Annotated in this window: 15 protein-coding genes; 4 read left to right on the forward strand and 11 right to left on the reverse strand. The window is 65.0% G+C overall.

Going from position 1 to position 20,479, the window contains the following annotated elements; all coding sequences use genetic code 11:
* Nucleotides 1-4 precede the first annotated feature (4 nt).
* Both acuI and LQG66_RS13945 read right to left on the reverse strand, forming a co-directional pair.
* Nucleotides 5-991 (reverse strand): acrylyl-CoA reductase (NADPH), encoded by a 987-nt coding sequence (gene acuI, locus LQG66_RS13940; protein WP_231326788.1) that lies wholly within the window; start codon nt 989-991, stop codon nt 5-7.
* Nucleotides 992-1,057: 66 nt separating this feature from the next.
* Nucleotides 1,058-2,278 carry an MFS transporter gene (locus LQG66_RS13945; protein ID WP_231326789.1) on the reverse strand — a complete coding sequence of 407 codons (1,221 nt, stop codon included), beginning with the start codon at nt 2,276-2,278 and terminating at the stop codon, nt 1,058-1,060.
* Nucleotides 2,279-2,626: 348 nt separating this feature from the next.
* Between LQG66_RS13945 and LQG66_RS13950 the strand changes: the two genes are divergently transcribed.
* The 3 genes from LQG66_RS13950 (at nt 2,627) to LQG66_RS13960 (ending at nt 8,420) form a co-directional block, all read left to right on the forward strand.
* Nucleotides 2,627-4,225, forward strand: coding sequence for an L-aspartate oxidase (locus LQG66_RS13950; RefSeq protein ID WP_231326790.1), 1,599 nt, complete (start codon nt 2,627-2,629; stop codon nt 4,223-4,225).
* Between the two features lie 827 nt (nt 4,226-5,052).
* Entirely contained in the window at nt 5,053-5,925 is an 873-nt protein-coding gene (locus LQG66_RS13955; protein ID WP_231326791.1) for an SEL1-like repeat protein, read from the forward strand.
* Between the two features lie 149 nt (nt 5,926-6,074).
* Nucleotides 6,075-8,420, forward strand: coding sequence for an ABC transporter substrate-binding protein (locus tag LQG66_RS13960; RefSeq protein WP_231326792.1), 2,346 nt, complete (start codon nt 6,075-6,077; stop codon nt 8,418-8,420).
* Between the two features lie 4 nt (nt 8,421-8,424).
* On the opposite strand, the gene LQG66_RS13965 is transcribed toward LQG66_RS13960, so the two are convergent.
* The 3 genes from LQG66_RS13965 to LQG66_RS13975 all read right to left on the reverse strand — a co-directional run bounded on the left by LQG66_RS13965 (nt 8,425) and on the right by LQG66_RS13975 (nt 13,664).
* Nucleotides 8,425-9,906, reverse strand: coding sequence for a cell wall hydrolase (locus LQG66_RS13965; protein WP_231326793.1), 1,482 nt, complete (start codon nt 9,904-9,906; stop codon nt 8,425-8,427).
* A 530-nt stretch (nt 9,907-10,436) separates the two neighbouring features.
* Entirely contained in the window at nt 10,437-13,400 is a 2,964-nt protein-coding gene (ppdK, locus tag LQG66_RS13970) for a pyruvate, phosphate dikinase (protein WP_231326794.1), read from the reverse strand.
* A gap of 108 nt (nt 13,401-13,508) precedes the next feature.
* A complete protein-coding gene (locus LQG66_RS13975) occupies nt 13,509-13,664 on the reverse strand; it encodes a DUF3096 domain-containing protein (protein ID WP_231326795.1) in 156 nt (51 codons plus the stop codon).
* Between the two features lie 249 nt (nt 13,665-13,913).
* Here LQG66_RS13975 and LQG66_RS13980 point away from each other — a divergent pair, with 249 nt between their 5' ends.
* Complete coding sequence (locus tag LQG66_RS13980) at nt 13,914-14,267, forward strand: DUF1236 domain-containing protein (protein ID WP_231326796.1); 354 nt, start codon at nt 13,914-13,916, stop codon at nt 14,265-14,267.
* Between the two features lie 106 nt (nt 14,268-14,373).
* Here the strand turns inward: LQG66_RS13980 and LQG66_RS13985 are convergent, their stop codons facing one another.
* The 6 genes from LQG66_RS13985 to LQG66_RS14010 all read right to left on the reverse strand — a co-directional run bounded on the left by LQG66_RS13985 (nt 14,374) and on the right by LQG66_RS14010 (nt 20,296).
* Nucleotides 14,374-14,967: a class I SAM-dependent methyltransferase gene (locus LQG66_RS13985; protein WP_231326797.1), complete on the reverse strand. Its 594-nt coding sequence runs from the start codon at nt 14,965-14,967 to the stop codon at nt 14,374-14,376.
* Between the two features lies 1 nt (nt 14,968).
* On the reverse strand, nt 14,969-17,287 hold the full coding sequence (gene glyS, locus LQG66_RS13990; RefSeq protein WP_231326798.1) for a glycine--tRNA ligase subunit beta: 2,319 nt from the start codon (nt 17,285-17,287) through the stop codon (nt 14,969-14,971).
* Nucleotides 17,288-17,290: 3 nt separating this feature from the next.
* Nucleotides 17,291-17,722 (reverse strand): endonuclease domain-containing protein, encoded by a 432-nt coding sequence (locus LQG66_RS13995; RefSeq protein WP_231326799.1) that lies wholly within the window; start codon nt 17,720-17,722, stop codon nt 17,291-17,293.
* Nucleotides 17,723-17,994: 272 nt separating this feature from the next.
* Nucleotides 17,995-18,942, reverse strand: coding sequence for a glycine--tRNA ligase subunit alpha (locus tag LQG66_RS14000; protein WP_231326800.1), 948 nt, complete (start codon nt 18,940-18,942; stop codon nt 17,995-17,997).
* A gap of 132 nt (nt 18,943-19,074) precedes the next feature.
* A complete protein-coding gene (locus LQG66_RS14005) occupies nt 19,075-19,266 on the reverse strand; it encodes a hypothetical protein (RefSeq protein ID WP_015668569.1) in 192 nt (63 codons plus the stop codon).
* 112 nt (nt 19,267-19,378) lie between these two features.
* Nucleotides 19,379-20,296 carry a S49 family peptidase gene (locus LQG66_RS14010; protein ID WP_231326801.1) on the reverse strand — a complete coding sequence of 306 codons (918 nt, stop codon included), beginning with the start codon at nt 20,294-20,296 and terminating at the stop codon, nt 19,379-19,381.
* Between the last annotated feature and the right edge of the window lie 183 nt (nt 20,297-20,479).

Here is a 20,479-nt window from a genome sequence, read left to right on the forward strand (position 1 = left end):
ATCCTCAGGATATTCTTACCACCGTTCGCCCTCGGACCTGCCCGGCCAGAATCTGCTGGCCCAGGGCAGCCACCTGATCCAAGGCGATTTCGTGCGTAATTTCAGCCAGTTTTGAACGGTCAAGATCTGCGGCCAGCCGCGCCCAGGCAATCTTGCGCGCCGGCAGCGGGCACATCACCGAATCGATACCGAGAAGGCACACGCCGCGCAAAATGAACGGGGCGACCGACGACGGCAAATCCATACCGGCAGCCAGGCCGCAGGCCGCGACCGCGCCGCCATATTTCGTCATCGACAGCAGGTTGGCGAGCGTGTTGGAACCGACGCTGTCGATGCCCCCTGCCCAGCGCTCCCTGGCGAGCGGCTTGGCCGGCCCGGACAGCTCGTTGCGGTCGATCACCTCGGCGGCCCCGAGCGACTTGAGATAGCCGGCCTCGGCCACGCGTCCGGTCGAGGCGATGACGTGGTAGCCGAGCTTGGCGAGCACGGCCGTCGCGACCGAACCGACGCCGCCCGCGGCTCCCGTGACCACGACCGGACCGCTCGCCGGCGTCAGCCCGTGCTTTTCCAACGCGAGAACCGCGAGCATGGCGGTGAACCCGGCGGTGCCGATCGCCATCGCGTCGCGGGCCGCCAGGCCCGGCGGCAGGCCGACCAGCCAATCGCCCTTGACCCGGGCCTTCTCGGCATAGGCGCCGAGATGGGTCTCGCCCATGCCCCAGCCGGTGCAGATGACGGCATCGCCTGGCTTCCATTGCGGATGGCTGGACTGCTCGACCGTGCCGGCAAAATCGATGCCGGCGATCATCGGGAAACGCCGGACGACCGGCGCCTTCCCGGTCAAGGCCAGGCCGTCCTTGTAGTTCAGCGTCGACCATTCGACCTTCACGGTGACGTCGCCGTCCATCAGTTCGGCCTCGTCGAACTGCGTCAACGTCGCCGTGGTCCCCTTGTCGGCCTTGTCGATCCGGATCGCCTTGAACGTTCCCACCGCGGCACTCCCTGCGCTCTCTTTCGATTTCCGGCCATGTTTAGCCGATCGGGTCCGGCGTGCAACTCAGGTTGCCGGAACGGCACGCGCCACCGGTTTTTCGACGATGGGCAGGTTGATCAGCGCCGACAGCACCCCGAACAGGATCGAGAGCCACCAGATCGGCGTATACGAGCCGTAGCGCTCGAACACGATGCCGCCGAGCCAGACGCCGAGGAAGCCGCCGACCTGGTGGCTGACGAAGGCGAAGCCGTACAGCGTCGCCAGCCAGCGCGTGCCGAACATGATCGCGACCAGCGATGAGGTCGGCGGCACGGTGGAGAGCCAAGCGAGCCCGGAGACCGCGCCGAAGGCGATCGCGGACGCCGGCGTGACCGGAAACGAGATGAAGGCGAGCGTCGCCAGCGCGCGGGTGAAATAGATGAAGGACAGGATGTAGCGCTTCGGCAGCCGGCTCTGCAGCCAGCCGACGCTGAGCGAGCCGATGATGTTGAACAGCCCGATCGCCGCGATCACCCAGCCGCCGGTCTGGGCCGACAGGCCACGATCGACCAGGAACGCCGGCAGGTGCACGGTGATGAAGGCGAGCTGGAAGCCGCAGGTGAAGAAGCCGAGCACCAGCAGCACGTAGGAGCGGTGGCCGAAGGCCTCCATCAGCGCCGTCGTGAACGACTGCTGCTCGGTCTCGGACGGCTTGGCCTCGGCAGCCGGCGGCGTCGCAACCGCGAGCGACAGCGGCAAGATGAACAGCATCAACGTTGCGAACACCATCAACGCGCTCTGCCAGCCGAACTGATCGATCAGCGCGACGCCGAACGGCGCGAACAGGAACTGGCCGAGCGAGCCGGCAGCCGTGCCAGCACCAAGTGCAAGGCCGCGCCGCTCCGGGGGCAGCAGCTTGCTGAAGGCCGACAGGATGAGGTTGAACGAGCAGCCTGACAGGCCGAAGCCGACCAGCACGCCGGCGCCGATGTTCAGTGACAGCGGCGAGTCGGCATAGAGCAGCGCGCCGACCCAGATCACGCGCATGACCCCGAAGCGGTCGGCGATCGCGCCGGCGAGTGGCTGGCCGAGCCCCCACAGCAGGTTCTGGACGGCGATGGCGAGCCCAAACACGTCGCGTCCCCAGGCGAATTCGCGGCTCATCGGCTGCACGAAGAAGCCGATGGTCGAGCGCGGGCCGAAGCTCAGCAGCGCAATGGCGCAGCCGCACACGATGATGACGAGCGGTGTACGCCAGCTCGGGGCGCGGGAGGCCGCGCCGAGATCTCCTGCCTGTATCGACATGTGGTCCTCCCCTGATGCTTTCGCTGTCGCCCGGCCGTTGCTCCGGGATTAATGCATTTGCATGAGAACTCCCAAGCTGAAAAGCGAGACCCAGCCATGAAAAAATCGATGTCGCTCGTGTTCGTCCTGCGGCGCGAGTTCCCCAAACGGAACTCGCGCGCATCGGACGGGAACTGCTCGCTAGTCCTTCTACGCGAGTCGATGGTCATGATTCACTCAGCGCGAGAGCGACCGACAGAACGGCCGCGATTTGTAGCAAAACACGCCTAAACACCGAGGAATGTCTCTGAAGAAGAGCTAACTGGTAACGCGGTACACATGCGCACGGAATGGGGAATTGGACAGCGTATGGACCACGACCAGATCGAGACGTCAGACCATGTCGTGATCGTCGGCGCCGGAGTTGCGGGACTGTTCTGCGCGCTGACGCTCGCGCCTCGCCCGGTCACGTTGATCTCCGCGACATCCCTCGGCGAGGACTCTTTCGGCGCAACGATGCAGGCCGACATCGCGGCGCCGATCTCGGCCGGCGACAGCCCCGAGGCCCACGCAGCCGACATGATCGCTGCCGGTGGCGGCCTCGTCGACGAGACCGCCGCGCTCGACCTCGCGCGCGACGCGGCGGCGCGGATCGAGGACCTGATGCGGCTCGGCGTCGCGTTCGACCGTAACCCCAAGGGTGATCTGGCAACATCCCGCGCCGCGGCGCATTCGGTGCGGCGGATCCTGAGCGTCCGCGGCGACTTCACCGGACAGGCGATCAATTCAGCCTTGTCTGACGCGGTGCGCGCCACCCCGTCGATCCGCCTCATCGAGGGCCATGTCGCGGACGCGCTGCTGACCGAGCATGGCAGCGTGCGCGGCCTGTGGCTGCGCCGGATCAACGACGATACGGCTGTGCCGATGCTGATCGCCGCATCTGCGGTGGTGCTGGCAACCGGCGGTATCGGCCATTTGTTCGCGGCGACGACCAACCCGTCTCACGCCAACGGCATCGGCCTTGCGATTGCGGCGCGCGCCGGCGCCATCATTGCGGATCCGGAGTTCGTCCAGTTCCATCCGACCGCGATGATGAGCGGTCACGATCCGGCTCCCGTCGTCAGCGAGAGCCTGCGCGGCGCCGGCGCGATCCTGGTCAACCGGCGCGGCCAGCGCTTCATGCTGCCGCGACATCCGCTGGTCGACCTCGCGCCGCGCGACACGGTCGCCCGTGGAATCATGGCCGAGCTATCAGCCGGGCGCGGCGCCTTTCTCGATGCGCGGGACGTGCTCGAAGACGACGTCGCGGAGCGCTATCCGATGCTGCACCGGGCCTGCGTCGCGGCCGGCCTCGATCCGACGCGGCAACCGATTCCGGTGGCGCCAGCCGCGCATTTCCACATGGGCGGCATCGCGATCGATGCGCAGGGACGCAGCTCGATCGACGGCCTGTGGGCCGCCGGTGAAGTGGCGGCGACGGCCACCGATGGCGCCAATCACATCGCCGGCAATGCGCTGCTCGCGGCCTTGGTGTTCGCCAAGCGGATCGCCGACGATATCTCCGGCCGGACGTTCACGGCGACGCCCGCCCTGCGCGACGTGGCATTTGCCGAACCGGGCGGTGCGGGCCCTGCATTCGACGAAAAGACGCTGCGCGACATCATGACGGCGCAGGTCGGCGTGATCCGCGACGAGGAGCGGCTGGCCGAAGCCGTTGTCGCGATCGCCAGGCTCGAGCGCGACGGCGGCCGTCCCATTCTGCGCAACATGGCGACCGCAGCGCTCCTGATCGCGACCGCAGCCTGGAGCCGCCGCGAGAGCCGCGGCGCCCATTGCCGCGCCGATTGCCCGGCGGAGAATCCGAGCTTCGCGCAGAGGACGATGACCACATTGGCCGCTGCGCGGGAGATCGCCGACGAACTCGCGGCGCGGCCGCCGGCACGGCAGTCGCGGCCGCTGAGCGCGTAGTAAAGGCTGATCCGACTGCGTCACGACCGAGCTCGGCAGTCGCGGTTTCACCGTCATTCGTGATCAGCGTCATTCCGGGTTGAAGGCCTGCGGCCTCGTCCGGAACGACGGTGCTGATGACGAAGCGGCCATCGTCGCCCCATACAGATACTCGGACTCGTTATTGTTTGCTGCTTCGCCGGTATTTGGGGACAGGCGCGATGTAGTTCGTGCGTGCTGTCTCTGCGTACGCTGGACGAACAGATTGGCCGCACCGTTGCGCCGGCACTCGTAGTCATGACGCGCACGATCTGAGCCGACTTCGCCAATCAGTTGGACGAGGCTTTTTGTCGAAGCAGATCACCGGCTGACGCGGACGCAGCTCGCCGCACGGATCGAGCACATCCTTGACGCGCGCGACTAATTCGCATCGACCTGTGGGGATACGCCATGCGCCTGCGCCATGGCTTCAGATCGTTGTCGGCCAGCCACCGCCGCACTGTCTCGTGCACTCCATTGCCGGCCGCATTTACCAGCACGAACTAAATGGCTGGACAGGTTCGCCATGATTTCGGCAAAAGAACCGCGGAACCTGTACAAATAAGAAAAAGAGATGGTCGAAATTTAGCGGTGCTCAAGTAGTAGCGCGCGTTTTTGTCCGTCCTGATGACGAGGAAATGGAAAGTCACGGCTGCCAGATCGCCGATAGACCGCTTGGCATGGCCATAAATGCGGTCGTTGGTCTCGCGGCCGGTTTGAAAGCCGAGTCGCCGACCGGAAAGGCGGCAAACGGTCCAGGGAGTGATGCGGAGCGACGCGATGGCGCGTGTCCGCAGGAGTAGTCGAGGATGAATTCCGTATTGCGGAGTAGCGGATCGCGGATCGCCGTGGGCGATGCGCAGAGCGAACGTTGGCGCCCGGCAAAGCCTGCCGCTTTGTCCAACAGCCTCGCGCATGCGACGTCTGCGCCTGATGAGGATGCGGCCAACGATCTCCCCCCGCCGTGGTGGCAAACCGCTTCAGCGATGGACGATGCAGCGATGTCACCGACGCCTGCAGAATCTGACCGATCCCGGCAGATCCCTTCACTCGATCCAGTCGTGATGCCTCCGCCTCCGCCCCAACCGCTCGAATTCGATTCCGTTTTCCGGTTCGGTGCCGCAGTGACCGTGCTTGCGTGCCTCGCATTCTTTGCGGTGCGCATCATGCAGGCTCCGACCATTGAAACAGTTGCGCAGTCGGACACGACCGCTTCATCGTCTCCCCGAAACTTCCGGGCAGCGGGGAAATCGACATTCGAGGACGGCCAAGCATCGGTGGACGCCGTGGCGCGCGCAATCGGACCGGCCGATTCGATCGCGGCGTCGGTCCCGGCCGTCAAGCCGGCTCCGGACGGAGGCGAGACCCCGCAATTAGTTCTGCCGAAGGCATCTCGGGCGATCGCGACCGCGTCTGCGCTGACCAAGAACGAAATCAGCGAAATGGTGAAGCGCGGACGCGATCTCATCGGCGCGGGCGACGTTGCGACTGCCCGTCTGATCCTGGCGCATGTCGCGGAAGGGGACGCCGAAGCATCATTGATGCTGGCCGGTACCTATGACGCCGCAATCTTGTCCAATCTGAAAGCCGTTGGCGTCGCGCCCGATCCGGCCAAGGCACGCGCCTGGTACGCGAGAGCCGCCGAACTCGGATCACTCGAGGCCCGGCGACTCCTCAAGTGAACCGAGCTTCGAGACTGGGTGATGAAGCTCGTTCTCACGCCGGTCGCTGCGCAGGAATGGGCGGCGGGGCGCCGCTGGATCCTGGTCGATGATGCCGTGCGGGCGGCGCGCGTCCCCGCAAAGTGTTGTGTTGCGTGATGAGGTCCATGATGGGAATGTTCGATCGTCTGCTGCAGCCGGCCTGGTCGTCGGCGCTCCGTGGTCCGCGGCTGCTTTGCGCGCCAAGTTCTCCGACCATGGCGTTGCTGCTCGCGCTTGCCGCAGTGCCAGGCTCGGCGCGTGCTGCCGAGGGTGAGATCCGGATCGGCAATACGACGCCCTACAGCGGGCCGGCAGCCGCCTATGGCAGCGTGGGCAAGGTCATCTCGGCCTATTTCCAGAAGGTGAATGACGAGGGCGGGATCAGGGGCCGCAAGATCACCTACATCTCCTATGACGACGGTTATAATCCGCAGAAGACCGTCGAACTGACGCGACGGCTCGTGGAGGAAGACAAGGTAGACGTCATCTTTGCGAGCGTTGGAACAGCGACCAGCGCCGCGGTGCGGCCCTATCTCAACGCGAACAAAATACCGCAACTGTTCGTCGGCTCCGGCGCCTCGATCTGGGATCAGCCTCGCGACTATCCTTGGACCATGGGAGCGCAACCCAGCTACCAGATCGAAGCTCATATCCACGCGCAATATCTGCTCGAGCAACATGCCGGTGGCATGCGCATCGGTGTGCTGTATCAAGACGACGAGTTCGGCAAGGACTATCTGAAGGGCTTGAAGGACGGGCTCGGCGGCAAGCTGCCGATCGTCGCGGAAGCGGCCTACGCGGTCACCGATAGCGACATCAATCAGCAGATCGCGAAGCTGAAGGCGGCCGGTGCCAACGTCCTGGTCGACGTCAGCACCCCGAAATTCACGGTGCTCGCGATCCGCCGCCTCGCGGAGCTCGGCTGGAGACCCGAGCACATCATCCCCACGATTTCGGATTCGGTCGCCACCGTGCTGCAGCCTGCGGGCCTGCAGAATGCGGAAGGACTGCTTTCCGCCACCATCCTGTACGAGGGCGGCACGCAGGGCGGCGATCCCGGCTTCGCCGAGTGGTCCGCGTTCATGGATCGCTACGCGCCTGCAATCAGCAAGAACAACAGCTTGGGAATCGTGGGCTACGCGCTGGCCAACCTGATGGTTGCGGTCCTGCGCAATTGCGGCGACGATTTCTCCCGCGACAACATCATGAGGCAGGCGCGTTCCTTGAAGGGGACGCCAATTCCCATGCTGATTCCCGGGATCGTCGCCAATACCAGCGCCAGCGACCACGCGCCGATCGAGCAGATGCAGATGAAGCGGTTCGTCGACGGCCGCTGGGAGCGGTTCGGACCGGTGCGCAGCGGAATCGACCCGGGTGCCGTCAGCGATTCCTTCAAGGCGATATTCCGCTATGCATCGGCCAAGCGGGACCTCGCGGGTCAGCTCAACGCCAATACGGTGAGCCTGATGACCGGCTCGTATGGCAGCACCTATTCCCAGATGGGCGCCGACGTCGCCTCGGTCCTCAATGACGGCATCAACCTGCGAGTCATGCCGGTCCTGGGCAGCGGCTCGGTTCAGGCGGTGGCCGACATCCTCATGCTCAAGGGCGTCGACGTGGGAATCGTGCGCAAGGACACGCTGTCCTATCTCGAACGCAAGGACTTCGCGAGCAACATCCGCAATCAGCTCGTCTACGTCACCAAGATGTTCAACGAGGAAATGCATGTTCTGGCGCCGCGATCGATCCGCACCATGCGGGAGCTCGACGGCAAGACCGTCGCGGTCGACCTGCCGGATGGCAGCACCTTCGTGACCGCGATCAACGTGTTCGAGCGCCTCGAGATCAAGCCGCATCTGCTCTATATTGAGCCGCGCATCGCGCTCGAAATGTTGCGCAAGGGGGAGATCGACGCCATCTTCACGGTCGATGGCAAGCCGGTGCCCTGGCTCAGCCAGATCACGGATGCCAATCTGCATCTCGTCCCGGTCGGCTACGACAAGACCTTGCGCGAGGACTACCTTCCATCCAAGCTCACTGCGGACGACTACCCCAACCTGATCTCAAAATCCGAGTCGGTGGAAACGATTGCAGCGGAGGCAATCCTGGCGTCGTATAATTGGCAGCCGGGAAGCGATCGCGATCGCCGGCTGTCGCTGCTGGTCGAGTCGCTGTTCTCGCGGATGTCGCAGCTGCAGCGGCCTCCCTTCCATCCGAAATGGCAGGAGATGGCGCCGCGTGCGCCGGTCGCCGGCTGGACCAGGTTCCGGGCCGCGCAGGAATGGCTCGATGGGACGACACCGATTCCGGCGGCCACTACGGCCACCGTTAGACCGTCGAAGCCGGTCGCGGCCGCCGCACCGTCCCCGCGCATTCCTGTCACCGCGAAGCCGCGGGCCGCAACGCCGCCGGACCAGGCGCGCCAGACCGAGTTGTATCGCCGCTTTCTCGAGTGGAATGCGACGCGTCGCTAGATGATTAGCGCCGCGTCCAGTTCGGATTGATCTCGGCCTCGCTCTTGGCGGCCTCGCTGAGCTCGGCCGAAATGGCCGCGGTCTGCTGCGGCGTGCCCCAGCTTGGCGCATCGCTGCCGTCACCCCACGCCTTCGGCCGGTAGAAGGTGTGGACGCCGAATTTGTACATGCGCTTCATCTCGGCCACCCACGACGGCCGCACCCAATAGGCATGATAGTGGGTCGACTTGCCGACCTCCGGAAGCCAGATCATTCCCTCGAGCATGGCCTTCGCGATCTTCCTGGCGCGCTCCCACATCTCGGGCTCGCGGACCACGTCTGCAGTGTTGTCGCAGGCGAAGGTGAACTGGCAGGCGAAGTGGCGATACTTGTTCTGGTAGACGACGCCGCACACCGTGGTCGGATAATAGCCTGAGAAGGCGCGGTTCAGCACGACCTGCGCCACGGCGATCTGGCCACGCACCGCCTCGCCGCGCGATTCGAAATAGACGGCCTCCGCAAGGCACTTCTCCGACTTGAAACGGGCCTTGTCGTCGGCAAGCCCCAATCGTTCGGCCGGAGTCCTGGCGCGCTGATTGTCGGTGTTGACCTCGCCCTTGGGCGCGATGCTTTCGCCGCCGTCACCGGCCTTGACCGGATCGTCCGACGGCGGCTGCGGCAGCATCGCCAGCGGCTTGAGATCCGGATCCGGCGCGACGATCAGCGGCGCTTCGCCCGGCTGCCAGGTTTCCATCGTCTCTGCCGCGCCGCCCAGCGACGCCGTGCCGAAATAGAGGCTCGCCGTCTTGATGTTCAAACCGTCGGCGGAGATGCCGCTCGCGGCGGAAGGCGCATCCGGCGCGGGCTTGAGCTCGCCCGACGGCGAGATCTCCTGCTTCGATGACCCATACTGCGCGAGCGGCGGCGCGCTCAGCGCTTCCTGCAATTCGGGATCGAGTGCAGCGCGCTGCACCGGTGTGTGCACCGGGGCTTCCGTCGTCTTCGCGCCGAACACCGAGGAATTCGAATCGGGCGGGGTCGGGGTCTCCGGCGCGGGCTCGGCGGGTGCGGGCTGGACCGGCTCGGCCGACTCGGTCGGCGCGGCCGGCGGTGCGGCCGGGCGCACCACGAGGCGATCCCCCTTCAGGGTGCGGTCCACTTTCGGAAAGTCGGAGGCCTGGTAGCGCGGCGGAACCTGCAGCGCCGGATTGCGCGGCGTGCTGCCGGTGATGTCGATGTCGCGCGCATCGATGCTTGCAAGGCGGATGCTCACGCCCTGCGGCGCCGAGGTTCCGATCGGGCGACCGAAACTATAGGTGGCGAGCTGAACGGAGGCGGCGGCAGAGAACACGCGCTTCTGCCAGCGCTCGGCGACGCCCGGCTGGCGGGCGAGCAGTGAAGCGATGTCTTGATACCCGGTCTCTGTCGGCATCATAGCGAAGACGCAGAGACCGAGTCCGAAGGACGCAAACCGCGCGCCCTTCGGACCGGGACGCAGAACTAACATCGATACGCTCAACGCAACGCTTACACTGGAAGATCGAACGACAGTGCTTCCGTGCAATTCGATCTTCTCTCTTCGTATCGGGTTTAGGTTGCCGAGGAGTTAACCCGCGTTGCGCAATCGAGACAGGCAAGCGGAGAAGTTGCAGAGCGTTCTTCGATCACGATGCTTGGTAAACAGCGGCACGACGAGAACGGTGAACATTCGGTCAACGAACGCGGTGAATGAAAAGCATACGCATGACCTGCGACACCGAGCGCAGCAAGTCGCATGTGCGTTCCGCAGTTGTGGCCTCATGGTTCGAGACGCGTCGAAGGCGACGCTCCTCACCATGAGGGGAGAAGCTCTCTCTGCGGACCCCGTCCTCATCCTGAGGAGCCCGCCGCAGGCGGGCGTCTCGAAGGATGGGCCACGACGAGAAACCACTACACAGATGCGATGAGACTACGCCGAATGGCCCTGTCGATGGAGCGCAACGAAAAAGGCCGGCAACATGTGCCGGCCTTCATCAAATCAAATCGTTCGCAGCAAGCTCACGCCTGGCTCGCGATCTCCTTGCCGAGCGCAGCCTGCGCCGCCGCAAGGCGCGCGATCGGCACGCGATAGGGCGAGCACGAGACGTAGTTCATGCCGACCTGGTGGCAGAACGCGATCGAGGCCGGATCGCCGCCATGTTCGCCGCAGATGCCGACCTTGAGCGAGGGGCGCGTGGCGCGGCCGCGCTCGACGCCGATCTTGACCAGCTCGCCGACGCCCTCGCGGTCGATCGAGATGAACGGATCGATCTCGAGAATGCCCTTGGCGACATAGGCGCCGAGAAAGCTGCCGGCGTCGTCGCGGCTGATGCCGTAGGTGGTCTGGGTGAGATCGTTGGTGCCGAACGAGAAGAACTCGGCGGCTTCCGCGATCTGACCGGCCATCAGCACCGCGCGCGGCAGCTCGATCATGGTGCCGACCTGATATTCCAGCTTGGCGCCGGTCTCGCGGATGACCTCCCGCGCCATCGCGTCGATGCTCGCCTTGACCAGATCGAACTCGGCCTTGGTGGCGATCAGCGGCACCATCACCTCGAGGCCGACGGCCTCGCCGGTGCGCTTCTCGGCCTCGACCGCAGCCTCGAAGATCGCGCGCGCCTGCATCTCGGCGATTTCCGGATAGGCGATCGCCAGACGGCAGCCGCGGAAGCCGAGCATCGGGTTGAACTCCGACAGCTCGCGGGCGCGGTCGGCGAGCCGGCGCGGATCGGTGTTCATCGCCCGCGCGACCTCCTCGACCTCGGCCTGGGTGTGCGGCAGGAACTCGTGCAGCGGCGGGTCGAGCAGGCGGATCGTGACGGGGAGCCCCTTCATGATCTCGAACAGCTCGACGAAGTCGGCGCGCTGCATCGGCAGCAGCTTGGCGAGCGCGGCGCGGCGCTCCTGCTCGTCCTCGGAGAGGATCATCTCGCGCACGGTGCGGATGCGCGTCTCCTCGAAGAACATGTGCTCGGTGCGGCACAGGCCGATGCCCTCGGCGCCGAACTTGATGGCGGTGCGCGCATCCTCCGGCGTGTCGGCGTTGACGCGCACGCCGGTCTCGCGCACGGCGTCGGCCCAGCCCATCAAGGTGCCGAACTCGCCCGACAGTTCCGGCTCGATCATCGGCATGCGGCCGGCCAGCACCTGGCCGACCGAGCCGTCGATGGTGATGACGTCGCCGGTCTTGAAGGTGCGCCCGCCGATGCTCATCGTGCCGCGGCCGTAGTCGACGCGGATGGTGCCGCAGCCGGAGACGCAGGGCTTGCCCATGCCGCGCGCGACCACGGCGGCGTGCGAGGTCATGCCGCCGCGCGTCGTCAGGATGCCCTCGGCGGCGTGCATGCCGTGGATGTCTTCCGGCGAGGTCTCGATGCGGACCAGGATCACCTTGCGGCCATCGGCCTGCAGCTTGGTGGCCTCGTCCGAGGAGAACACGATCTCGCCGGAAGCCGCGCCGGGGGAAGCCGGCAGGCCGGTCGCGACCACGTCGCGCTTGGCAGAGGGATCGATGGTCGGATGCAGCAGCTGATCCAGCGAGGCCGGATCGATGCGCAGCACGGCGTCGTTCTGCGAGATCAGCCCCTCATGGGCAAGCTCGACCGCGATGCGCAGCGCGGCCTTGGCGGTGCGCTTGCCGCTGCGGGTCTGCAGCATCCACAGCTTGCCGCGCTCGACCGTGAACTCCATGTCCTGCATGTCACGGTAGTGCTTCTCGAGCAGCGTGTAGATGCGGGTCAGCTCGTTGAACGCGTCCGGCATCGCCGTTTCCATCGACGGCTTGTCGGATCCGGACTCGACGCGCGCATCCTCGGTGATGTCCTGCGGGGTACGGATGCCGGCGACGACGTCCTCGCCCTGCGCGTTGATCAGGAACTCGCCGTAGAGCTTGCTCTCGCCGGTCGAGGGATTGCGGGTGAAGGCGACGCCGGTGGCCGAGGTCTCGCCCATGTTGCCGAACACCATGGCCTGCACGTTGACGGCCGTGCCCCAGGATTCCGGAATGTCGTGCAGCCGGCGATAGGTCACCGCGCGCGCGTTCATCCAGGATGAGAATACCGCGCCGATCGCGCCCCACAGCTGGTCATGCGGGTCCTGCGGGAAGTCCTTGCCGGTCTCATGCGCGACCGCGTCCTTGTACTTGCCGACCAACATCTCCCAGTCTTCCGACGAGAGATCCGTGTCGAGCGAATAGCCCTTCTGGTCCTTGAAGCTGTCGAGGATGTCCTCGAAATGATGGTGCTCGAAGCCGAGCACGACATCCGAATACATCGTGATGAAGCGGCGATAGCTGTCGAACGCGAAGCGGCGGTCGCCGGACAGCTGCGCCAGCGCCTCGACCGTCTCGTCGTTGAGGCCGAGATTGAGCACGGTGTCCATCATGCCCGGCATCGAGGCGCGCCCGCCGGAGCGGACGGAGACCAGCAGCGGATTTGCCGCATCACCGAACTTCTTGGCGGTGAGCTTGCCGATGTAGTCGAGTGCCTTGTCGACCTGGGCCTGCAGCTCCTTCGGATAGGTCTTGTCGTTGGCGTAGAAGTAGGTGCAGACCGAGGTCGGGATGGTGAAGCCCGGAGGCACCGGCAGGCCGAGATTGGCCATCTCGGCCAGGTTGGCGCCCTTGCCGCCGAGCAGGTCGCGCAGGCTGGCTTTACCTTCGGCCTTGCCGTCGCCGAACGTATAGACCCACTTGTTCGGCTTGATCGCGGTCACCGCGCTCTTGGCCGCAGTCTTTGCCGCCTTGGCGGCGGGCTTCGCGGCTGTCTTGGCCGGCTTTTTCGGCGCGGCTTTCGCCGGCGCCTTGGGTGCAGACTTGGGTGCGAACTTGGGCGCCACCTTGGCCGGGGCCTTTGCGACGGGCTTGGCGGGCGCCTTCTTCAGCGCCTTGCGGGGCGGAGCGAGTGCTGCGGCCTTGGCCTTGCCCTGCTTGGAAGGCTTTGATTTCGCTGTAACTTTCTTAGACTTCGCTACCGCTTTGGCCATGAGGTGCTTCGATCCGCAAATGGGGAGGAGAAATCGCGCGCCTTACACCACTTTGGGCGCTGCGGCGCAAGCTAAAGGGTTCCCGACCTTGGGACTAGAACTTGGGGACTAGAAGTGGAACCACTTCAGCAGACCCATGCCGATCAGGCCATTCAGGATGAGGAAAATCGCGACAATCAGGTTCAACAGGCGCGGCATGATCAGGATGAGGACTCCGGCGATCACGGACATGATCGGCGAGATATGGGCAACGGTCAGGGTCATCGACGAACTCTGAATGAGTGAAAGACGAGACGGGCGATTCGAGTCGGCCGGACCTTATCCCGGCTCATCGTGGCGGAATAGGAGACGCACGGCATTGGTTCCGGTTCCCGCGCCATTGGAACTGGCGCAAAAATGCAGCCGGTGCGGGCCCGGGCTGCGCGGAACGATGCGCATCGGCCGGCATTGGGAGGCATGGGCCCGCGCAAGCAGGTCTGTTGTCATCAGCATCAACTGCCAGGAGTTCCGTCCATGCGAAACCATCTCACACTTGCAGCCGCCGTGGCCGCACTCGTGATCCCGGTGGCGGCGCAAGCGCAATCCTATACGACCGGCGTCGGGCGCAGCGTCGTCGTCGAGGAGGACGCGCCCATGATCGCGGTGGAGCGCCGTCCGGAATTCCGTGAATACGTGGTGCGCGAGCGTGTTCCCAACTATGTGATGCCCGATCGCGTGGTTGTTGGGACCGTCCTGCCGGAGTCCGGTGTTACATACTACGACGTTCCGCAGCGCTTCGGTGCGACACCTTATCGCTATACAGTTGTCAATGGCGAAACCGTGTTGGTCGAACCGAGGACGCGGCGGATCATTCAGGTCGTTGAGTAGTTATCGAGATGCATTTGGTCGCCGACGCCCCCGCAAGCGGCCAGGTGTAAAAAGGCCCTGCCCGGTTCCCCCCACCGGGTGGGGCTAATTTTTTTGGGCGAGTTGTTCAGGCGGTCTTCTTCACCACCATGCGGTGGATGACTTTGCCGGAGGATGCGCTGACGACCTGCTCGTCCAGCAGCGCGGCATCAGATGCGAACACCTCGCGGATGGCGGCGAGATCGATGACGGCATAGAGCCGGCCGTGGGCATCGCGCTGGTCGGCGTCCGCGGTCACCCGCCAGCTCAGATAGAGGATGCCGTCCGGTTTCATGATCGCGCGCAGGCGGCGCACCGACGGCACGACCTCGTTGCGAGCCAGATGCATCAGCACCGTTTCACACAGCACATTGTCGAAGCTGGAATCGGCGATGCCGGTGAGATCGGGCAGCATGGCCGGCCTGAATGAGGCGCCCGGATAGCGCGCCCGCGCCTCGGTCAGCAGTCCCTCCGAGGCATCGAAGCCCTCCGCCGGATAGCCGTTGACATTCAGCCAGCCGACCTCGCGGCCGCTGCCGCAGCCGATATCGGCGGTACGGCCGCCTGGAATGAAGACGCGCCTGATGATGTCGTGCAGATCGGCCGGTGCCGGCTGCGCATGCCAATCAGCGGCGAACGCTGCCGCCTCACGGTCATAGGCGGCGAGCGTCGCACGATCCATCTCAGCCTTCGATCTTGGAGAAGTCGGCGACGGCCCGCGTCGCGCTGCGGATTTCGTTCAACAGCTTGAGCCGGTTCTCGCGGATCTTGGCGTCATCATCGTTGACCTTCACCTTGTCGAAGAAGGCATCGACCGCCGGGCGCAGCTTCGCCATCGCGTGCATCGCGGCGGCAAAGTCCTCCTTGGCGACAGCAGCGCCCGCTTCCGCCGCGACCTCGCCGATGGCCTTCGCCAGCGCCTTCTCCTCGTCGAGCTTGTAGAGCGCCGGGTCGGGCGCGCCGTCGAACTTGCGCTTGTCCTTCTTCTCCTCGATCGCAAGGATGTTGCTGGCGCGCTTAGTGCCGGCGAGCAGGTTCTTGCCGTCGTCGGTCTCAAGGAACTTGCCGAGCGCTTCGACCCGGCGGACGACCATCAAGAGATCGTCCTGGCCACCGAGCGCGAACACCGCGTCGACGAGATCATGCCGCGCGCCCTGCTCGCGCAGCTGGACCTTGAGACGGTCGGCGAAGAAGGAGAGGAGATCACGATCCTTTTCCGGCGGATTGTACTCTTGAATCCAAATCGGGAACTTGGATGCGACCTCCCGAAAGAATTCGGGATAGAACCACACGAACTTAAAAAACGACGGGTCGCCATGAGTCCCCGTCGTGACACCAGTTTCAGCAGAAAAGCCTCGCATAAATGGAATACGATTGTGCTCCAAAAACTCACGTTGCTGCGATGGCAAGCCTTCAAACGAAGCGATCTTGCCGATCAACTCCAGTTCATGCGACGCAGCGATAGAGACAGCTACGTGTATCAGCCGCATCATCGAAATTCGCGAGTTATTTTCTAAGATTAGCCGGATCACACCGAGCGCCGCGCGGCGCAGCGCATACGGGTCCTTCGATCCGGTCGGCTTCTCGTCGATCGCCCAGAAGCCGACCAGCGTATCGAGCTTGTCGGCCAGCGCCACAGCTACCGCAACCCTATCGGTCGGCACGCGATCCGCGGGTCCCTGCGGCTTGTAGTGCTCCTCGCAGGCTGCGGCGACGGAGGCGTCCTCTCCTTGCGCCAGCGCGTAGTACTTGCCCATTAGACCCTGGACTTCCGGAAATTCGCCGACGACCTCTGTCAGCAGGTCGGCCTTGGCGAGCTTGGCCGCACGCGCGGTCTTCGCTGCATCGGCGCCGACCAGCGGTGCGATCTCGGCGGCGAGCCTCTCGATGCGCGCGATGCGCGCGGCCTGCGTGCCGAGCTTCTCGTGAAACACGATCTGCTCGAACTTCGGCAGGCGGTCCTCGAGCTTGGTCTTGAGGTCCGTCTCATAGAAGAATTTCGCATCCGACAGGCGGGCGCGGATCACGCGCTCGTTGCCGGCGATGATGGTCTTGCCGCCGTCTGACGCCTCGATGTTCGCGGTCAGGATGAACTTCGGCGCGAGCCCACCCGTCTTGGGATCGCGCACCACGAAGCATTTCTGGTTGTTGCGGATGGTGGCGCGGATCACCTCGCCGGGGACCTTGAGATACTCCGGATCGAACGAGCCCATCAGCACGACCGGCCATTCGACGAGGCCCGCGACCTCGTCGAGCAGCACCTGGTCCTCGACCAGCTCAAACCCTTGCGCGAACGCGAGCTGCTTGGCGTCGGTGACGATGGTGTCTTTCCGTCTGTCAGGATCGAGCACGACCTTGGCGTCGAGCAGTTTTGCCTCGTAGTCCTCGAAGCGCCGCACCGAGATCGGCGCGGGCGCCATGAAGCGATGGCCATACGTCGTCTGGCCGGCTTCGATGGCATCGACGGCGAAGCTGACGACATCAGGCTCCTCGGTCTCGAGACCGAAGGTCGCCGTGATCGCGTGCAGCGGCCGCACCCAGTTCAGCGCGCCCGGCCTTTCCGAGCGCTTGCCCCAGCGCATCGATTTCGGCCACGGGAACGTGCGCACGATCACCGGCAGCATCTCGGCCAGCACGTCGAGCGTGGCGCGGCCGGGCTTCTCGATCAGCGCGACGTAGAAGTCGCCCTTCTTCGGGTCGCGCTGGATCGTCGCCTCCTCGATCGAGGACAGGCCTGTGGCTTTGAGAAAACCCTGGATCGCCGCGTCGGCACCGCCGACGCGCGGACCCTTGCGCTCCTCTTTGAGGTCGGCCTGCCGCGCGGGGATGCCGTGCACGGTCAGCGCCAGCCGCCGCGGCGTCGCGAACGCCTTGGCGCCCTCATAGACGAGGCCCTCGGCGACGAGCTTGTCGGTCACCATGCGGCGCAGATCCTCGGCCGCCTTGGCCTGCATGCGCGCGGGGATTTCTTCGGAGAACAGTTCGAGAAGAAGGTCAGGCATGTCTCAAGTCTCTCTGCACGAAGAACCACCCTCCCCTGGAGGGGGAGGGTCGCCTGCCATGGGCGGGCGGGGTGGGGTGACCGCGATCTCCGCGTGAATGGCTTCGAGCACCGCCTCGGTCCTGGTCATAACGTCGTTGTTCCAAAATCGCAAAACGCGATAGCCTTCCGAGTTGAGCCAGCGCGTACGGATTTCGTCGCGCTGGATGTTCGCATCTTCTCCATGCTGCGACCCGTCCACCTCGATGATGAGGCGCCGGGCCAGACAGGCAAAATCGGCAACGTAGGGACCGATGACGACCTGTCGCCTGAAGTGAGTCCTGTCGATCTCGAGTCTTCGCAGGTGGCGCCACAGGATGTCTTCGGCGGCCGTGGTGTTTTCGCGCAGCCTCTTCGCGGTTTGGCGTTTGAAATCGCTGATCGGCCGTTTGCCCATCTGGCACCTTCACCCCACCCCGCTCCCCTTCAGGGCAGGGCGATCGTATGATGTCCACCCACGAGCGCAGGGCCACCCTCCCCTTGAGGGGGAGGGTCGATTGCTCATGCGAATGCATGAGCAATCGGGGTGGGGTGACAGTCTATCCATTATAAACAGTGCTCCAGCCGAGAGATCACCCCACCCCGGCACGCATCTCGCTTCGCTCGATCGCGTGCCGACCCTCCCCCTCCAGGGGAGGGTGAAGAGTCAGCCTTTGCGCTTGTACCGGCTCACGCTCCTACCCCGCCCGCTTCCGTATGCAGCCAGGCCTCGCCGCAGGCCTTGGCGAGCTCGCGGACGCGCAGGATGTAGCTCTGGCGCTCGGTGACGGAGATGACGCCGCGGGCGTCGAGCAGGTTGAAGACGTGGCTGGCCTTGATGCACTGGTCATAGGCCGGCAGCGCCATCAGGTGCTCCTTGCGGTTGCCCAGCTTTGAATTTTCTTGCCAGCCGGCGGCGAGATATTTGCGGCAGGCGCCCTCGGCCATCTTGAACTGCTCGAACAGCATGTCGGTGTCGGCATGCTCGAAATTGTGCCGGGAATATTCCCGCTCGGCCTGCAGGAAGACATCGCCATAGGTGACCTTGGCGTCGCCGTCGCGACCGTTGAAGTTGAGGTCGTAGACGCGGTCGACGCCCTGGACGTACATCGCCAGGCGCTCGAGCCCGTAGGTGAGCTCGCCCGCCACCGGCGCACATTCGAAGCCCGCGACCTGCTGGAAGTAGGTGAACTGCGACACCTCCATGCCGTCGCACCAGCACTCCCAGCCCAGGCCCCAGGCGCCGAGCGTCGGGCTTTCCCAATCGTCCTCGACGAAGCGGATGTCGTGCACGGCGGCGTCGATGCCGATCGCGCCCAGCGACTTCAGGTACAGCTCCTGGAGGTTCGGCGGCGACGGCTTCATGATCACCTGGAACTGGTAGTAGTGCTGCATCCGGTTCGGATTTTCGCCGTAGCGGCCGTCCTTCGGCCGGCGCGAGGGCTGCACATAGGCGGCATTCCACGGCTTCGGCCCAAGCGCACGCAGGGTCGTCGCCGGATGGAATGTGCCGGCGCCCATCTCCATGTCGTAGGGCTGCAGGATCACGCAGCCCTGCTCGGCCCAGAACCGTTGCAGGGCCAGGATGAAGCCCTGGAACGAACGTTCGGGGCGCATGTGCAGAGGCAGCGAATCCATCGTCGATATCGGTCTTTCGCGGGGGGTCGAAAAGCGCGCGGACCGTATCGGCGGGGGCAACAGGAATCAAGGCAATAGGGACCTGCGAAAACGGCGGCGAACAGGCCGCCGTTTCGGGATCAGCAGGACGGGTCAGCCCGGCCGGTAGGCGCCCGTCACGGGATCGCGGCGCAGCGTCTTGATCTCGGCGGTCTGCGCGACCTCGGCGGCGCGCGACAGTCGCGCCTCTTCGAGCTCCCGGTTGATCTTCTGCGCGGTCTTGTAGACCCAGCGAACCGCAGCAAGTCCGCCCAGCATACCCGCGAATGCAACGAACGGCGGCATCGGTCGATCCTTGTTCATGAGAAGCGCCACCCCTGATTCGTATTCTCGCCGATCCCGGTTCCCCCCGCAATCCGGATTGCGAGGGGCGAAATGGCGCAGCCATTTACCGGGTTCAGAACCCGAATCGGGCCCATATCGCCCTGGTTTCGACCGCGGAGATCAGCTCCTCGGCCAGGCCCGCCCAGCCGAGCCCAAGGTTGCCAAATTCCAGGCTGCCCGCGCCCGGCGAGCGACGGCCAAGGAGGCCCGACAGCAGCCCTGCGGCCGGCGCCACTACGGGCATGGCGACCTTGTCGCCGAACCGGGCCCGCAGCACCGCGCGCAGGTCGCCGATGGCGTCGGCAAGCCCGAGTGTCACGGCGGTGTCGCCGGCCCAGTATTCCCCGGTGAACAGCATATCGTCGGCGCCTTTCAGCCGGGCGCTGCGGCTCTCCTTGACCAGCGAGATGAACAGCGCGTGGATCTCGCGCTGGATGTTCTTCAGCCGCGCCACGTCATCAGGATTCTCGGGCAGAAATGGATCGAGCATCGCCTTGTGCTCGCCGGCGGTATAGAGCCGGCGCTCGATGCCGATCTTCTTGATCAGATCCTGCAGTCCGAACGAGCCGCCGACCACGCCGATCGAGCCCAGGATCGAGGACGGATCGCAGAAGATCTCGTCGCCCGCGCAGGCGATCATGTAGCCGCCGGACGCGGCGACATCCTCGACGAACACCAGCACCGGAAGCTTCTTCTCGGTCGCGAGCTGGCGGATGCGCAGATAGATCTGGCGCGACTGCACCGGCGAGCCGCCGGGCGAATTGATGACCAGCGCCACCGCCTTGGCGTTGCGCATCGAAAACGCACGCTCCAGCATCTTGGCAACGCCGGCAAGCGTCAGCCCCGGACGCAGCGGCGTCACCGCGCCGATCACGCCGGACAGGCGAACGACGGGCACCACCGGTGCGCCGCGCAGCCTTGCTGGAAGCAGCGCCTTCAACCGATCGAAAGGCCCCGCCACATCACCTGGTTGTGTCAAATCGTCCACCATCCTGTTACCTCGGATTAACCACTTTTTATCGCGCCGCTGCCATTCAAAGGGCTGGAACGAGCCTTGCAATGGCCTGGGCAATTGCACGGCGAGCCAAGTTGCAGAGAGCGGCGGAGGAATTCATGAAGGCCTACCTGTTGATGCTGCTGATCGGTACTCTATTGACGGCGATCCGTTTCACGA

Source organism: Bradyrhizobium ontarionense, assembly GCF_021088345.1.
In the GTDB taxonomy this organism is placed as follows: Bacteria; Pseudomonadota; Alphaproteobacteria; order Rhizobiales; family Xanthobacteraceae; genus Bradyrhizobium; species Bradyrhizobium ontarionense.

Bases quoted from the DNA above. Each gene is read 5' to 3' on its own strand.
- LQG66_RS13945 (WP_231326789.1), bottom strand. From the start codon at position 2,278: ATGTCGATACAGGCAGGAGATCTCGGCGCGGCCTCCCGCGCCCCGAGC.
- LQG66_RS13950 (WP_231326790.1), top strand. From the start codon at position 2,627: ATGGACCACGACCAGATCGAGACGTCAGACCATGTCGTGATCGTCGGC.
- LQG66_RS13955 (WP_231326791.1), top strand. From the start codon at position 5,053: ATGAATTCCGTATTGCGGAGTAGCGGATCGCGGATCGCCGTGGGCGAT.
- LQG66_RS13960 (WP_231326792.1), top strand. From the start codon at position 6,075: ATGGGAATGTTCGATCGTCTGCTGCAGCCGGCCTGGTCGTCGGCGCTC.
- LQG66_RS13965 (WP_231326793.1), bottom strand. From the start codon at position 9,906: ATGTTAGTTCTGCGTCCCGGTCCGAAGGGCGCGCGGTTTGCGTCCTTC.
- ppdK (WP_231326794.1), bottom strand. From the start codon at position 13,400: ATGGCCAAAGCGGTAGCGAAGTCTAAGAAAGTTACAGCGAAATCAAAG.
- LQG66_RS13975 (WP_231326795.1), bottom strand. From the start codon at position 13,664: ATGACCCTGACCGTTGCCCATATCTCGCCGATCATGTCCGTGATCGCC.
- LQG66_RS13980 (WP_231326796.1), top strand. From the start codon at position 13,914: ATGCGAAACCATCTCACACTTGCAGCCGCCGTGGCCGCACTCGTGATC.
- LQG66_RS13985 (WP_231326797.1), bottom strand. From the start codon at position 14,967: ATGGATCGTGCGACGCTCGCCGCCTATGACCGTGAGGCGGCAGCGTTC.
- glyS (WP_231326798.1), bottom strand. From the start codon at position 17,287: ATGCCTGACCTTCTTCTCGAACTGTTCTCCGAAGAAATCCCCGCGCGC.
- LQG66_RS13995 (WP_231326799.1), bottom strand. From the start codon at position 17,722: ATGGGCAAACGGCCGATCAGCGATTTCAAACGCCAAACCGCGAAGAGG.
- LQG66_RS14000 (WP_231326800.1), bottom strand. From the start codon at position 18,942: ATGGATTCGCTGCCTCTGCACATGCGCCCCGAACGTTCGTTCCAGGGC.
- LQG66_RS14005 (WP_015668569.1), bottom strand. From the start codon at position 19,266: ATGCCGCCGTTCGTTGCATTCGCGGGTATGCTGGGCGGACTTGCTGCG.
- LQG66_RS14010 (WP_231326801.1), bottom strand. From the start codon at position 20,296: ATGGTGGACGATTTGACACAACCAGGTGATGTGGCGGGGCCTTTCGAT.